Source organism: Lederbergia citri, from assembly GCF_018343625.1.
GTDB classification, from domain to species: Bacteria; Bacillota; Bacilli; order Bacillales; family Bacillaceae_C; genus Lederbergia; species Lederbergia citri.
In genome coordinates, this window is record NZ_JAGYPG010000002.1 from 1,472,607 (window position 1) to 1,487,614 (window position 15,008).

Below are 15,008 nucleotides of genomic sequence, written 5' to 3' on the forward strand. Positions count from 1 at the left end.
GGACTATCGATTTTCTGTTTTTAAACTAAACCGATTGCACCCAATATAATTCCAACTATCATGGCAATAGTAGGGATTAAAAAGGCTACTATAAATACATTTTTATAGGTCTCTCTATGAGTTAATCCTGTAACTGTTAAAAGAGTTAACAGCGCACCATTATTAGGAAATATCGATGCACCTGATGCTACAGAAGCCATTCGGTGGAAAGCCTCTGGACTAATTCCCGTAGTTTGGGATAGGTTATAAAATGTATCGCCAAGAGTAGTAAGGGCAATACCCATTCCACCTGAAGCTGATCCAGTGATGATAGCCATAATTTGTACAGCAAGTGATTCAGCAACTAATGGATTACTAGAAAGATTAAATAACCAAGAAGTGATGTCTTTAAATGCAGGAACGGTTGCAATAACAGCCCCAAAACCAACAGCAGCACTTGTATTAAGAATAGCCATTACAGAACCTTTTGCACCCTCGTTAATAGAGAAGACAAACTTTTTCCAATCCCTGTAATTAAGAAGCATAATGCTTATTACTCCAAGTAATAAAGCATATAGAGCTTCCATTTTTACGATGTTGAGTAACACAACAACAACTAGAAGTGGAATTAAAGATAATATCCAGTTTGGAACCTTTTCATCTTTTTTGTTTGCATCCGTTTCTGATACATCTTCTGGTTCTATATATACGTCTCCTTTAGCGGAAAGTTTTTTTTCAGTGTAAGTTAACCAAAGATATCCACCAACTGCCATAATTAATGTCGTTACAATTCCGATAACAGGACCTGCGGTTGGAGTAGTATAAAAATATTCCATTGGGATGAGGTTTTGGATTTGTGGTGTTCCGGGCACAGCAGTCATGGTAAAAGTAAATGCTCCAAGCGCAAAAGTAGGAACTAGTAATTTCCTTGAAATATTTGCTTCACGGAATAGTTCACTCGCTATTGGATAAATTGCAAATACAACTACAAATAAACTAACTCCACCATATGTTAGAAGGGCTGCAGCTATTAAAACACCAAGAATGGCTCTCTGTTTACCAATTAGCTTAGTTACCTTTTGAGCAACCGATCTAGCAGCACCTGTTTCTTCCATTAACTTTCCAAAAACGGCTCCTAATAAGAAAATAGGAAACCAACTCTTAACAAACCCAACTAAACCATCCATATAAGTTCCTGTATACATTTCAAATACATCTAATCCCGTCATTAGGGCTACAACTCCAGCTACTAATGGGGCCACCCAAATTATGGACCAACCAAAATAAGCTAAAGCCATTAGTAGCACTAAGCCAACAACTATACTAAGCAGAGATATTCACCTCTATTAATTTCATTGTTTGCTGTCAAACAATAAATTACCCTATCACTTTTATATTAAACTACTTAAAAAGAAGTTGATTATTACTTATTCAAGAAACGAGCGAGATTGTTGAAGGTAGACCAATACAAAACATCAAAAAAGGAGCTTGGTTATCCAAACTCCTTTTTTTGTGTTAGTTTTGCTGTAAAATGCGGCATTAAGTATGGTGTTAATTACTTGATAACAGGACTTTTGTTTTGGAGCGATTGAAAAAAGCAAATCGCTTTTTCCTTATTTATGCCGATTCTAATTTATTTACTTTTAACCGTAATAAATAGTTACTCTACTTCCATCAGCTTAACAAAAAAAGCTACAAATAGACTTACTGCCCAGGTAAATTCCAATTATCCTCAATTTTTCTAAATTCCATCTTCTCCAATTCCTTGACTAACTCAGCAATTTCTTATTCTCCTAATACAATCACCTTAAATCTGCTTCGTTAATCACTTTTGTATGTATTTTTAAGAAAACAAAGGGAAATTTAAAAATAGCGTTTATTAATTAAAAATTGAGGGCTGAAATGAATTATATTTTTGAATCGTTAGCAATTTTATTTGTTGGTTTTTGTTTATTTCGGATTGCAGGTAAAAAAACAGTAGCTGAAATGACAGGATTAGAAACTATAACAGTTTTGGCGATTGCATCAGCAACAGGTCATGCTATTTCAGAAAATGGCTTATTAAAAACAATATTTGTTTTATGTACTCTTATTGCACTTCTTTTACTAACTCAGTTTTTAACCACTAAATTTAATATTTTTGAAAAGTTATTTATAGGGAAGGAAACACTGGTTATCCAGAATGGAATCATTATATCCAACAATCTAAAAAAATTACGCATGACCATTGAACAGTTGGAAGGAAGATTACGAGAAAACGGAATTTCTTCTATCACCGATGTTAAAACTGCTTCGATTGAGGTTACTGGGGAACTGGGGTATGAGTTAATGAAACATGCTAAGCCGGTAACACTTGGAGAATTAGAACAAACTTTGAATCAACTTCAATCGAATATACTCCAGAATCTTACCGTTAATGAACAGGGTCAGAAGGACCAAAAATTGAACTCATTGGAAAAATCTACGCAGCAAAATTAGTTCAATAATTTTGAGAATAAACCTCCCTAATTAGGTTTACCCATTTACTGGCTTTCTAATTATGATCCGCAAAATCTAATTTAAGAATCTGGCCTGTTAATGGAATTTTTTTACCTTAAAAAAAGACCCTTGGACAATTCATGTCCAAGGGGTAAAACAGTGCAACTTTTTTATAAACGATTCATCTTTTTTCAAAGCCACAATTCCCCAGTTCGAATTAATCTAATAACTTTCCTGCAATTGACCCTATTAGGATGTTGGTTACGAGTAAGCCGCTCGGCTCGCCCTCTATAATGAAAGTAAGAATACCGGCAATGACTGCAAATATGATTGAATTTATATTCATGATAAAACCTCTTATGTTTAATTTTTTCTTCCTACTAAAATTTCCAAATCGATGCTGATTTCTGGAAGGTGAATTTCCTTGTCTGCTTCGATTTTATTCCATGTTAAAGGTGTCATTCGCAGTAAAGGCTGGATGAGAGCTTGATTTAAAGGAATTTTGTAGGATAGTTCAAATGTTTCTACTTGTTGGAACCTCTCTATAAATCTTTCAACTGTTTGTTCATTGGAATACGTTTCTTGATAAAACATTTCTCTAATTTCTTTTAAGTAGCCGCTCTTCGGAACCACTTTTATTAAAAGCCCATCCTGCTTCAACAGCCGATTGAATTCTATGTAATTGGCCGGCGACAAAATATTTAGGACAACATCAAAGGATTCCTCTCTAAAAGGACTGTTTGCGAGATCTCCTACACACCAAATTATATCGTTGTAATATTTTGATGCAGATAAAATTCCTTCCTTCGCAATATCAATGCCGACGCCAACAGCTTCGCTTGAAGTCCCAAGAATATGCGATAAATGCGAACCTTCCCCACAACCTGTATCGAGTACTTTCAGAGCTTTTTCCTCACCCATTATTTCCCTAATCTTTGAGTGAAGGGGCTTATACAATCCACTGTCTATCACTATTTTTCGAGCTTCAAATAAATCTTTATCGTATTCCGAACGTACAGGTCTAGTCAGGAAATTGACATAGCCTTGTTTTGCAATATCAAATGTATGATTTTGATCACAAACCACACTTTTATTTTCCACTATTTTCATGGCGCTAGCACAAACAGGGCATTGAAAAATAGATTCAAATTGCTGCATATAAAAAGCACTTTTTTCTTTTTTCTTCAATATGTACACCTCTATCGCAGTTCCGTTCTTTTTCATTATGCATCTATTTCTATTACTTGTCTTGTTTAAATAAAGAAGCGTTTATTAATTTTTTTTTCACACTCAAAGTGGTTCGTAATAGAGTAGAACATTCCCAGATTTAAACATCTTTGATCTTAACAATTTCATGCCTACTCTATCATGGATATCCTTGAACAAAGGCTTACCATTTCCTAAAACAACGGGAACAATCGTAATTTGAAATTCGTCAACTAATCCTGCATTCATCAAATATGAAGCCAAATCAGCACTTCCCAATATCGCCATGTCTTTACCCGGCAACTGCTTGAGTTGCTTAACTTCTTCAACAATATTTTCTTTTATCAGCCTTGTATTTTGCCATTGAACTTTTTCTAATTTCGTTGAAAAAACAATCTTGGGCAACGTGTTCATTTTGTAGGCAATATCGTTAGTCGCAGTTGGCCAAAAGTTTTCCATAAGATGATACGTAACCCGTCCAAATAATAGTAAATCTACTGAATTGAGAAAGCCTTTAGCGTACTCGTCGTATTCATCATCCACATGATGCCAATCAATTTCTCCGTTAGACCCTGCAAAAAAGCCATCAAGTGATACCAATTCTTGAACAATTAGTTTACGCATTTTATTCCCCTCTCCTTTAAGAAAACTTGATTGATTTTTGTGTTCCAATCTAGCCGCTAAAAAGATACTTTGTATAATTGTTATTTTTCGCCTGAATATCCTATTTTCATTATTACTGCGTTGCCATATAAAATACCTTCCATTTAAATGAGATAATTATTGAAGTAGAATTATAACTATTTGGCACTACCGATGTCGAATATTCCAAGAGAGCCTATAGACATGGTGATTTTTACCTATGATAAAAGAACGAATTATTAGAATTATCAATAATCATATAGAATACTATTTTAATTGTTTTATAATGAACCTAAAAGAATAGTTCAATAGAATGAAAGGAGGGTATTGTTTTAGTCGTTTTAAATCCAATATATCGAGGAGGAAAGAGTGTGAAAAAAAGGGTTTCTGTTTTAGCTCTACTTTTACTTTTATTCGGAAATGTATTTGGAGCTTTTCACCTAGTAGCTGCCCAGACTCCTGATATTGATTCCTCATCTAACACTAATGTCACAACAACCTCAGAAGCTTGGGAACCTGCAGACAAACCACCTGCCAATCGTGTCGTTGGTTACTTTGCTAGCTGGTCGACGTACGGATCTTTTAACATCATGAGGGATTTGGACGCCAGTCGACTAACGCATCTTAATTATGCCTTCGCGGTCATTAGTAATGATTTAAAGGTCGTTATGGGTGATCCTGAAATTGATCCAATAAATTTTGAAGAAATTGCTTTATTAAAAGAAAAATATCCGCATTTACAAACATTGATTTCAGTTGGTGGCTGGGAGGGCTCTGCAAACTTTTCGGAAGCAGCTGCCAATGAAGAATCAAGGACTATTTTTGCTGAAAGTGCGGTAGATTTTATCTTGAAATATGGTTTTGATGGGGTTGACCTCGATTGGGAGTATCCGGTTACCGGCGGTGGAACGGGAACTTATCCAAACCCAGCCGATAAGGAGAATTTCCCTCTTTTACTGGAAAAAGTGCGTGAAAAATTGGACGAGCAAGGTGAAAAAGACGGGAAGCATTACTTACTTACGATTGCAGGTGGTGCCACTGCGTCCTTTGCTAGTAATGCGTCACTCGGCTTCACTCATCAATATCTAGATTACGTTCAAATCATGACCTATGATATTCATGGACCTTGGGAATCAGTGGCTGATTTCACGGCACCGCTCTTCGATGACAATGGTAAAACGTATAGTGTCGATAGAGGCATTCAAGCTTATTTAGATGCTGGCGTTCCTGCGGACAAGCTTGTAATGGGTATTCCATTTTATGGCTATCAGTACAACGTAACATCAACTGAAAATAATGGCCTCCGTCAGCCAGTGAGCGGTGGTAGTGGCGCCATCACTTACAATAACATTATGAGTCAAGACTTGTTGAACAATGGATATGAGCGTTTTTGGAATGAAGGATCGAAAGTGCCTTACTTATTTAACAAAGAAACTCTCCATTTCATCAGTCACGATGACGAAGAATCGATTGGTTTAAAAGCAGAGTACATCCGAGATCGCGGGCTAGGCGGGGCAATGATATGGGAGCTTAGTCAGGATTATAGAAATCAATTGCTATCTAAAATATACAATGTTTTGAAAGGCCCGGACATCGAACCAACTTTTGCTAATCTTTATCAATTAGTAGATAAAGCAACCATTGATCACGGTCAACAAAATGCACTCCTTGCTCATATAAAATCCGCTGAAAATGCGAAAACAGACGATCAGCGCAAGAAGCATTTGAATAACACACTAAAATTTGTGGAAGGGATGAATGGGAAACATATCGATGCTGAATCGAGGCAGGGTATTGTGGAGTTTTTGAAGAAAATGATTGCGAATTAATTGCTTTAGATAAAGGCAATTTAAAAGAATCCATGGCTCATTTTTTATGCCAAACTGTATTGTGTATAAACCTACTAAAACGCTTGAATATTAAGGTGGAAAAAATTATGAATAACAAAATCCAAAAAATCACGCCAAACTTGTGGTTCGATACACAAGCCGAACAGGCGGCAGAGTTGTACACTTCTATTTTTAAAAATTCGAAGATAGGAAGAATCACTCACCATGGCAAAAATGATCACGGGATACCAGAAGGAACAGTAATGACCGTGGATTTTCAACTGGAAGGACAAGAATTCGTAGCATTAAATGGTGGTCCGCAATTCAAATTCACAGAGGCAATATCATTTATCGTGAACTGTGAAGATCAAGATGAATTGGACTATTTTTGGGAAAAACTTTCCGAAGGCGGAGATGAAAAGGCTCAAAACTGCGGTTGGCTAAAAGATAAGTATGGCGTGTCGTGGCAAATTATTCCTTCCACTCTAACCGAGATGGTAAGCGACCCAGATCCAGAAAAATCGGAAAGAGTTATGAATGCATTGCTCCAAACGAGGAGTAAAATTGACATAAAAACTTTGATGCAAGCGTATGAGGGATAAAGTGCACTTTGCCGTTACAGACTGGGGGAAGACCGTACCACGAGTCATTGATAACGGAAAACGTTAGTTCAGAATTTACCGCCTTATAATTGATAGGGCGGTTTTTCTTTTGGCCAAAAATCAACAATCAAGGATAACAGAGCCTAGATAAAAGGAGCTGGATCTACTAATTGGTAGAAATAGCTCCTTTATTAAATGAATGCTTTTTGTTTTTTTTATTGGATGTTTTTCACGGGAAAAAATGTCTGATTGGAAGCATTAATCCCAGAAGAGATATGAGAATAAAGACAATTTGATGAATATGATCATTCCCTGGCGGCAGTCCACACACTAAATGCAATGTCCAGAAGATCGGGTAATACCAGAGAGTCAGCCATGCCCATCTTTCTTTTCTTCTAAAAGGCATGAGAGTGATCAGGATACCGAAAAAACCCATCCCAGTCGTTGCAATGCCAAGCGCACGCACGATTCCCAAATCATAAGATCCAGCAATTCGTGGAAACGCGGAAACCAATATCCCAAAGCCCAGAATCCCAATTCCAGTAATAAGAAGGAACATCCAGCTAATTCTAAGTAGTATAGTCTGCTCTTTAAATTTTCCCAAGTCCAAACACCCTTTGCACGTTTACTAAGATTTACTATACTTATTCGCGGCGAAAGTGGTTTATCCCTATTTTGTAGATGTAGCTCCCTTTTATATGGCAGTGCTTTGTTTATTTTCATCGAGATATTTCAAAACTTTATCAATGACAAAAAAGATTGATACGTATGTAAAAGCAATTTTCGCGGCGGTGATAAAAATATAAAAAGAAACCCAAATTGAAAATATCCCCGCACAAATTATCCCACATGCTAAATGCTTTATATATGACCAGCCCCAATGATTCTGTTTACTTATTGAATCAATTACTGACGAGGAAAGTACTCCTACGGTAACCATTACTGGAACTGTAAATCCACTTACGGCAAGACCTACTAGAAAGTATTCAGATGAATTATAAGTAAAAAATACAGGGACGATAAAAAATACAATGATTGAGGCTAGAAGAGACGCTAATAACTTTCGAAATACTATTTTGAACGCCCCCTTGTATGGAACCCGATCATCCTATTACTAGCAACGACACATCATAAGGTGGTTTCCATCTGGGTCTTTAAAATTAAAATAATGTCCATTTTCGATCTCGGTTAAAATTTCTGCGTTTTTACTTTTTACATAGCTAAATGCTTCTTCGATATTATTTGTAGCAAATTGGATGATTGGAGACTTGATGATCCGATCTGGCGAATATATTTTGCTATCTAATACGACATCCGGCCCCTCCATTGGTAGAACATACAGATGGCCAAACGGAATTTCCCCATCATTTGGAACACCTAAAAGTTCGCAATACCAGTCGCGGGCTTTTTCAATATCACTTACTGGGATAAAGACACCGCCGAGTTCATTTAAAACGGGACTTTTCATGGCCAACACTCCTCTTTTTTGTATTGCTACCTACTTCTTTACGAAGAACCGATTTTCCTTCTATTTCATTAATTCTTCTATGTAACTACGATACTCATCGAGAAGTCCATCAGGCAATTGATCCAAGCTAAAATATTGTAGATCGACAGATTCTTCTTTATTAATTTCAATATTTCCTTGAACATCTTTCGTCATATAAACAGCGGAAACACAATATAGCTCGTCCTTATTTTGCAGCTTAAAGTAATATTCAGGTCCTGAAAACACACCTAGCAGTTTTAGTTCTCCTATTATAAGCCCCGTCTCTTCCTTCACTTCACGCCTTGCTGTGTCTTCCAAGCTTTCTCCTAACTCCATTAATCCGCCTGGCAAGCCCCAGCCCCCATCCGTTCGGTGCTGCAACAGCAACTCTTTTTTCTCGTTCATTATCAGTACAACAGAACCAGTAAGAATAAGTGGTCTGTGACCAACTAATTTCCTCAATTCCATTACGTAATCCAGTTTGATCACCTCTTATAAAGAGAATCGCTCTTTTATCATTTTTGCAACTTCCTCAGCACTTATATTCGTATTGTTTATTCTCATATAATGTTCCCGATTGATTTCTCCTTCTAGTGAGTTCAATCGATACGCTTCCATTGTTTTGAGCAAATCACGTTCCGACCATTCAATGTCTCTTTTCGTAGGCTTTTGCTCTAGTCGATGTGGGCTTTTGTTCCGCTCCAATCTTTCTTCAACATCGGCTTCAAGCTCAACGATATACGCAGTTCCGCCCTTTGACTCAAAAAGATGACAAATCTCGTTAACGTAATCCCAATCTTCCTTTAAATCAAACGCCCAAACAAATGTAAAAATTAATCCTGGCAAATCACTATTCGCTACTTCCTTAAAAATCTCCTCACGAAAAAGCCTCACCAATCTCTTCCCTGCATCCGTTCCATAACTGAAAAATGGGGCTACCATTTCGATTGTCATATGATTGTGAAAAAGCTTCAGGTCTGTGATTTTCTCCAATTCTTGCCCAACCGTCATTTTTCCAACAGCCTGTGGGCCAACGATTAATACAAACTTCATAGACGCCCTCGTTTCTTTTTTATATGAATACATTCTTTAAAGACATTCCATTTCCCTTTTTATTTTCTATTAAAGGTTCGAGGTAACTACGATACCTATCTAGAAATCATTAGATAATTAATAATGGATTTTCTTAATCGGCCAAGCAAAAACTTGTTTAGAAGCAGAAAAATGAAGAAGGGGCTGCCTATCAAAGTATTTTTGTGGTAAAAAAGGAACCATTGAATTAACATGAATCGTCGCTTTCGCCTTACTCACCCGCCACCGATCATGGTGAATGTCTCCTCGGTATAGATGTTTTCCCTTTGTAATAAAGAAGCAGTATCGTTCAAACAGCCAGTATTCAAGACTCTCAACTTCTGGCAAAAAAAGATCAGAATCAGATTGATAATGAATATCAAGACTTTCTTTCAAGCTCCCCGGATGCTTCCTTTCACTCTGAAAATCAACTTTATTTTCTTTTATTTTCATTCTCATTAAGGCATGCCGATAAGGAAGAAAGGCACCGATTTTTGCTCCGATTACAGCCATCCATTTATCTGCATCAAGCGTAAAAAAGTAGATTCCAGGTGTTCCTTTATATTTAACATAAGTACGTACGTTCAGTTCTAGGTACGAATTAAGATACGGAATTTCAGGGATTCCATGCAATCTCATATGATTCACTTCAAATGGGATAATACCTATCCAGGCTTCTCCATTAAAGAGATCCAATTCCAAATGATTTGGAACATGAGCCCTTAATAACTCTACCGGCACTCTCCAATGACAAAAAAGCAGATGATTCCACGTTTGGGTTAATACCCACGGTTTGCTGGGCAAAGGAAAAGGACGTTGGTCTGTTTCCAAAAACTCATTATGCAACACGTCTGCCCCTTTCTTAATTTCTTTCTTCTATACTCTTAGTTCCCTTATTTTATACACTATTAATCCAGTAAAAAAACGGAGGCTGTTTTTGCTGAGTTGATTGAGAGAATAGAAGAGACTTTACTGTAGCCGATGCTGCATGATTTGGATTAGGGGAATTCTGTAAGGCTACCCGCTATTTGAACCGAGTGCACTATACTTCAAATATGTACAGCAATCCGTTCCGCGACAGTTTTAAAATAAGAATCTTCATGTGGCACGAAATCATCCTTGCTTATGTATCGACGAATAGATTCAGTTTCTGTAAGCACCAATAGTTCCTCTATTTCGCCGAAGCAAAACTGATAAAAATCTTTAACATTGGCTTTTACCATTCCTGAGACCTCTTCAACCTGTAATTTAAATGTTAATGGTTGTTCCGATTTATATAAAAAATTGTTCCCAAACTCATGATCGATGAAATTGTCCGTTATAATTGTATTCTTAATGACACCTAATGGGATTAACTCGTTCATCGATACATCAATCCCTAATTCTTCCTGAACCTCCCTAATCCCATCTTCAACCGTTTCATGTGCAAGAATATGGCCGGCCGCCGAAATATCTAAAAGCCCTGGAAAATCAGCCTTTTCATCACTACGAATTTGGAAGTAAATATAATTCGTCTCGTTCTCTTTCCCAACAATCCAGCATTGAAACGTTTCATGCCAGTACCCTTTTGTATGTACTTCTCTCCGAGATTTTTTCCCTATTAAGTTTCCGAATTCATCGTATGCGTTTAGAATTTCAGTTTCCATGACTTATTAATCTCCTATTTAAATCATATTCTCATTAATAATTAGCAATTTATTTATCCGTCTCCAGCAACTCAACACTATTTCCATCCGGATCTTTTACAACAGCTCGCTTCCCCCAAGGACTTACACTCGGTTCAGTTATAATTTTCGTACTTCTTAATTTAAGAGAAGCGACCACACTTTCCATGTTTTCTATATTAAACCCAATACGTATTTCGTTAACTTGTTGTGCTGCTGGATAAATTTCAAACACAAGATGGTCGAGTTCACATGCGTAATGCTCCGGACCATTACCATGCTGTTCTTTTTGAAATTGAAGACCGAGCTCTTCGTAAAAAGCGACTGATTCCTCAAGATTTGTAGATTTAATTACTATTAGATTTAAAGTTACGCTCAATTAATAAACCCCTATTCATACCTTTTTAGCGATGCAAAACATCTCCGCAAATTCATTTACGATTTTTATATTAGGATTATTCTTTACATCCGCTTTCATTTTTTCTAGACCTACTCGGTATTCTTCATCACTGATTAATGTTAGCACTGAAATATCCCTATTTTCTGCGTAAACTAAGTAATCTGCTACTTTAACTTCTTCCATTCGATAAGCGATTTTCAAATTGACTTCAAACTCTCTTTTTAAAAGCTCCTTGAAAATAAGGTTTTTATCCCAATATCTTTTCCTATCTTCTTCATAGGCAGAAGGAAAATAATGATAAACCCACCATTGAGGCATATCTTGGATAGCAATGTTATGTAATTTATAGATTCCGTTCTTTACGAGGATGCGATGAATTTCATCTAGCGCTTGGTCCTTTTTAGTAAAATGATGAAAAGCGTAGTTATTTGAAATGAAGTCAAAAGTACCCGATTTGTACGGCATTTCTTCAGCAAATCCGTGAGTAAAAGAGACTTCATTTACTTTTCCCTTTGCTTTTTTCAACATCTCTTCTGAGGCATCTAATCCATGCCAATAGATGCGCTCATCCTTAAAAGCTTTTACCTGTTTTTTTAGATAATTACCGGTACCACAGGCTAAATCCAGTATGTGAAAAGATGGTTTTGCTGTTTTTTCTATGTACTCTTTAATGTCATGATCGAATTGAACTTCTTTTATTCTAAATGGATTTTGATCATACTTATCGGCAATCTTTGAATAGTCGGTTACCTTCATTTCCAACACCTTCTTTTTTAATCAGTTAAGTCACTCTACTACCTTTTTTCAGCTATCCTTTTCAACTCTTTAGCACGATGTATAATAAACTTTCTCATATATTTTTCTAAAAATAATGTATCTGCTATTTTTCCAAGAATGCCAAAAGGAGATTTATAAGAAAAAGTATCTTTCATAATAGTTCCTGTGCCACTTTCTATAAATTCGTGTCTATGCGTGAAAGAGTGGAATGCTCCCTTCACCATCACATCTGTAAACTTATATGGTTTTTCCATTTCAATTATCTTCGCTGTTAATTTTTGTTTTACTCCAAAATGGATGGCTTCCCAAGTTACTGTATCGCCATTTTCCATCAACCCAACCGTAACGCCACCAATTGCTTTTTCCTTTGTTTTACTTGTTGTTTCTGTATGTACTTCTACGTTTCTCGCAAGGTCAAAACAAACATTGATAGGTGCATTAATATATATATCGTGTTTAATTGTAAGCATGTTTTGTTTACCTCATTTATTTTTCGTAAAGGTCGTATATTCCCAGTGCTTAGAACTTGTTTTTCTTGCACTAACCCAACCTAGCTTTTTTAGTTCCTTTACGATCAGCATATTGAAAAATCCATGTCCTACCAAAACAACTTGTTGGTGTTCTTTTGCATAATGAATTAACAGTATTGATGCTTTTTCCGCTCTCTTTTTTGCTTCTCTTAAAGACTCGCATCCTCGTGAATAACCGATAAACCAAAGGCAGCGCAAAAGCACTGCCCACATGTTTGCGTTTAACTTTAAACCGAATAATTTTGTTAATGGAATGGGTAATTCCGTTTCGCGAAACAAGGGGTCGGAATTCGCATGTATATCGGGATTTAATAGCTTTGCAGACTCAATGGAACGTGTCAAATCGCTCGTAATGACTATTTTTGCTGCTGCTATTTTTTCGAGAGTTTCTAAAGGATATGAAGTTTTCTCACATACCCCATGGCGATCATATTTTGCAACCCAATTTTTGAACTCTTGACAAGTGATTGGTTTATCTTCGGTCCACTGAGATTTCCCATGTCTTATTAACGAAATTTCCATAAACGATTACGTCCACTCCAACACTTCAATCCGATTTCCAAATGGATCTGAAACGTAAAATCTATTTGCTCCTGGGAGCCTATTGTCTTCGATAATATCAACATTATTTTCTAACAGATGTTTTTTCAATTCCTCGATGTTCTCCACTTCGAATGCTGGATGCGCCTTTTTCGCTGGAGAAAAAGGTTCTTCTATTCCTACATGTATTTGCACATTGCCATATGCAAACCAAACTCCGCCATTCTTTTTTAGTGTTTCAGGCTTTTCAACTTCTTCCAATCCTAAAATACCATTGAAAAAGCGTCTTGCCTCTTCTTCGCCACCTTTTGGTGCTGCTAGTTGAATATGATCGATTGCTTTAAACTTGAATGTCATGTTCATTCTCCTTTTTCTTTAAAATTTTTATCAGCTCCTGCAAGTCATCAATAATATAATCGGCTTCTACATTCTGCCACCCGCTATCTCTTTTCCAAACCCCAATCATCCCTGAGAGTTGGGCACCTTTCACATCATTTTCAGGATGGTCGCCAACGTATATACACTCCTCTGGTGACACATTTAGTCTTTTCGCTGCTTTCCTGAAAATTTCAGGGTCAGGCTTTTTCATTCCTTCCCATTCGGATATAAGGATGGAATCAAAATAATGTTCGATTCCTAAAGCCTTAATATTATCCATCTGGAATTGCCCAAATCCGTTCGTAATCATTCCGAGATGAACTTGTTTTTTCAACTCGTCCAACGTGTTAATTAATTTAGGAAAAGCTACACAATAATGTTTAAATTCTTCTACATAATCCTGCAGCAAATCTTCCCAAGAAATTTTTTGGATGTCGAACTCTTCCACCATTTGTTGATAAACCTTATCTTTCCAAACATACCCTCTGCAATCCAACTCTATGAACCTAGTCACATATGTTTCATGTGGAACATTTCCAACGTATTCATTTAACCGTTCATATTGATCCTGGATAAACTTTTTGACGGACGAATCCCGGTCGAGCAGCGTCCCATCCAAATCAAATATGATTGCTTTAATCATGTAAGTATCACCCTAGTTTTATTTCGGTAATACAAAAATACAATGACAAACAATAAGGCGGTAGCTGATAATAAAATGGTTGTATTCAGAAAAGGTTGAATGCTCCCTTTCGTCATGAGAAAAATTCCATCTCCATATTGACCGGAAAGACCAAAAAGCATGCCGTATGCCATATTTAAACCAAAATGAATGCCCGTAGATGCCCAAATGGATCCCGTTTTAAAAAAAGCATATGTAAGGGAAAAACCTAACACTACCGAAAAAACAAAATTTAAGAAGGTGAGATCTCCGTTCCAAAAATCGTCCAATGCATAAACCAAAATACTTATCGATGCGATTGCTAAAGGAGGGAGCTTTCCTTTTAATAGATTGATGAGAAAGCCTCTCGTAACTAGGTCATTAATCAATGAACCTAGAAAAAAACCAACAATGATTTGACCAATAACCCACCATGCCTCTAAACCTGTTTTAACTCCAGTTATGCCGAATTTCCCTGCCATATCGTATGTAAAGTACATGAGAGCCCAGCAGCCAAACCCGATTAGAAAACTAGCTGTAAAATACTTAGACCACTTTTCCCGGATCATCCCAATTCCTCGAAGACCTTGGAGGCCATTTATCTTGGCGATCCATGATGCAAGTGGAAAGAAAAGAAGAATACTAAATAATTGAATAAAGATATTAAAGTTTATAAAGTGCGTTGTGATATTAAAATACAAATCTAAGATGATAAAGCTGAATAAGCCTGTAATTAATTTTTTCATACATTCTCCTTAAGTT

General features: G+C 36.6%; 20 protein-coding genes. 3 read left to right on the plus strand and 17 right to left on the minus strand.

From position 1 onward, the window contains the following. Window positions 1-20: 20 nt before the first annotated feature. A complete protein-coding gene (locus KHA97_RS15665; protein WP_213125814.1) occupies window positions 21-1,310 on the minus strand; it encodes a GntP family permease in 1,290 nt (429 codons plus the stop codon). A 571-nt stretch (window positions 1,311-1,881) separates the two neighbouring features. On the opposite strand from KHA97_RS15665, the gene KHA97_RS15670 reads away from it, so the two are divergent. Next, window positions 1,882-2,457: a DUF421 domain-containing protein gene (locus tag KHA97_RS15670; protein ID WP_213125632.1), complete on the plus strand. Its 576-nt coding sequence runs from the start codon at window positions 1,882-1,884 to the stop codon at window positions 2,455-2,457. A 217-nt stretch (window positions 2,458-2,674) separates the two neighbouring features. On the opposite strand, the gene KHA97_RS24305 is transcribed toward KHA97_RS15670, so the two are convergent. From KHA97_RS24305 to KHA97_RS15680, 3 genes are all read right to left on the minus strand, one after another. Further along, window positions 2,675-2,803: a hypothetical protein gene (locus KHA97_RS24305; RefSeq protein ID WP_267912436.1), complete on the minus strand. Its 129-nt coding sequence runs from the start codon at window positions 2,801-2,803 to the stop codon at window positions 2,675-2,677. Between the two features lie 17 nt (window positions 2,804-2,820). Beyond that, the gene (locus tag KHA97_RS15675) at window positions 2,821-3,645 is read right to left on the minus strand and encodes a putative RNA methyltransferase (protein WP_407658029.1); all 825 of its coding nucleotides are present in this window, start codon (window positions 3,643-3,645) and stop codon (window positions 2,821-2,823) included. Window positions 3,646-3,747: 102 nt separating this feature from the next. Further along, on the minus strand, window positions 3,748-4,287 hold the full coding sequence (locus tag KHA97_RS15680) for a dihydrofolate reductase family protein (RefSeq protein WP_213125633.1): 540 nt from the start codon (window positions 4,285-4,287) through the stop codon (window positions 3,748-3,750). 389 nt (window positions 4,288-4,676) lie between these two features. Between KHA97_RS15680 and KHA97_RS15685 the strand changes: the two genes are divergently transcribed. After that, on the plus strand, window positions 4,677-6,134 hold the full coding sequence (locus KHA97_RS15685; protein ID WP_213125634.1) for a glycoside hydrolase family 18 protein: 1,458 nt from the start codon (window positions 4,677-4,679) through the stop codon (window positions 6,132-6,134). 107 nt (window positions 6,135-6,241) lie between these two features. After that, on the plus strand, window positions 6,242-6,736 hold the full coding sequence (locus tag KHA97_RS15690) for a VOC family protein (RefSeq protein ID WP_213125635.1): 495 nt from the start codon (window positions 6,242-6,244) through the stop codon (window positions 6,734-6,736). 229 nt (window positions 6,737-6,965) lie between these two features. On the opposite strand, the gene KHA97_RS15695 is transcribed toward KHA97_RS15690, so the two are convergent. The 13 genes from KHA97_RS15695 to KHA97_RS15755 form a co-directional block, all read right to left on the minus strand. Next, the gene (locus KHA97_RS15695) at window positions 6,966-7,340 is read right to left on the minus strand and encodes a hypothetical protein (RefSeq protein WP_213125636.1); all 375 of its coding nucleotides are present in this window, start codon (window positions 7,338-7,340) and stop codon (window positions 6,966-6,968) included. Window positions 7,341-7,850: 510 nt separating this feature from the next. Further along, the gene (locus KHA97_RS15700; protein ID WP_213125637.1) at window positions 7,851-8,204 is read right to left on the minus strand and encodes a VOC family protein; all 354 of its coding nucleotides are present in this window, start codon (window positions 8,202-8,204) and stop codon (window positions 7,851-7,853) included. Between the two features lie 60 nt (window positions 8,205-8,264). Next, window positions 8,265-8,705 (minus strand): NUDIX hydrolase, encoded by a 441-nt coding sequence (locus KHA97_RS15705; protein ID WP_213125816.1) that lies wholly within the window; start codon window positions 8,703-8,705, stop codon window positions 8,265-8,267. A 12-nt stretch (window positions 8,706-8,717) separates the two neighbouring features. Beyond that, window positions 8,718-9,278 (minus strand): DEAD/DEAH box helicase family protein, encoded by a 561-nt coding sequence (locus tag KHA97_RS15710; protein ID WP_213125638.1) that lies wholly within the window; start codon window positions 9,276-9,278, stop codon window positions 8,718-8,720. A 117-nt stretch (window positions 9,279-9,395) separates the two neighbouring features. Next, window positions 9,396-10,142: a YqjF family protein gene (locus tag KHA97_RS15715; protein WP_213125639.1), complete on the minus strand. Its 747-nt coding sequence runs from the start codon at window positions 10,140-10,142 to the stop codon at window positions 9,396-9,398. Between the two features lie 203 nt (window positions 10,143-10,345). Then, window positions 10,346-10,942, minus strand: a complete 597-nt coding sequence (locus KHA97_RS15720; protein ID WP_213125640.1) for an NUDIX hydrolase — start codon at window positions 10,940-10,942, stop codon at window positions 10,346-10,348. A gap of 49 nt (window positions 10,943-10,991) precedes the next feature. Then, a complete protein-coding gene (locus KHA97_RS15725) occupies window positions 10,992-11,339 on the minus strand; it encodes a VOC family protein (protein ID WP_213125641.1) in 348 nt (115 codons plus the stop codon). 15 nt (window positions 11,340-11,354) lie between these two features. Beyond that, window positions 11,355-12,116, minus strand: a complete 762-nt coding sequence (locus tag KHA97_RS15730) for a class I SAM-dependent methyltransferase (protein WP_213125642.1) — start codon at window positions 12,114-12,116, stop codon at window positions 11,355-11,357. 38 nt (window positions 12,117-12,154) lie between these two features. Continuing rightward, window positions 12,155-12,607: an SRPBCC family protein gene (locus KHA97_RS15735; RefSeq protein WP_213125643.1), complete on the minus strand. Its 453-nt coding sequence runs from the start codon at window positions 12,605-12,607 to the stop codon at window positions 12,155-12,157. A gap of 12 nt (window positions 12,608-12,619) precedes the next feature. Then, on the minus strand, window positions 12,620-13,189 hold the full coding sequence (locus KHA97_RS15740) for a histidine phosphatase family protein (RefSeq protein ID WP_213125644.1): 570 nt from the start codon (window positions 13,187-13,189) through the stop codon (window positions 12,620-12,622). 6 nt (window positions 13,190-13,195) lie between these two features. Beyond that, a complete protein-coding gene (locus KHA97_RS15745; protein WP_213125645.1) occupies window positions 13,196-13,564 on the minus strand; it encodes a VOC family protein in 369 nt (122 codons plus the stop codon). Further along, window positions 13,548-14,228 (minus strand): HAD family hydrolase, encoded by a 681-nt coding sequence (locus tag KHA97_RS15750; protein ID WP_213125646.1) that lies wholly within the window; start codon window positions 14,226-14,228, stop codon window positions 13,548-13,550. Before KHA97_RS15750 ends, KHA97_RS15745 begins: the two co-directional genes overlap by 17 nt. Beyond that, a complete protein-coding gene (locus KHA97_RS15755) occupies window positions 14,225-14,992 on the minus strand; it encodes a CPBP family intramembrane glutamic endopeptidase (RefSeq protein WP_213125647.1) in 768 nt (255 codons plus the stop codon). Before KHA97_RS15755 ends, KHA97_RS15750 begins: the two co-directional genes overlap by 4 nt. Window positions 14,993-15,008 lie beyond the last annotated feature (16 nt).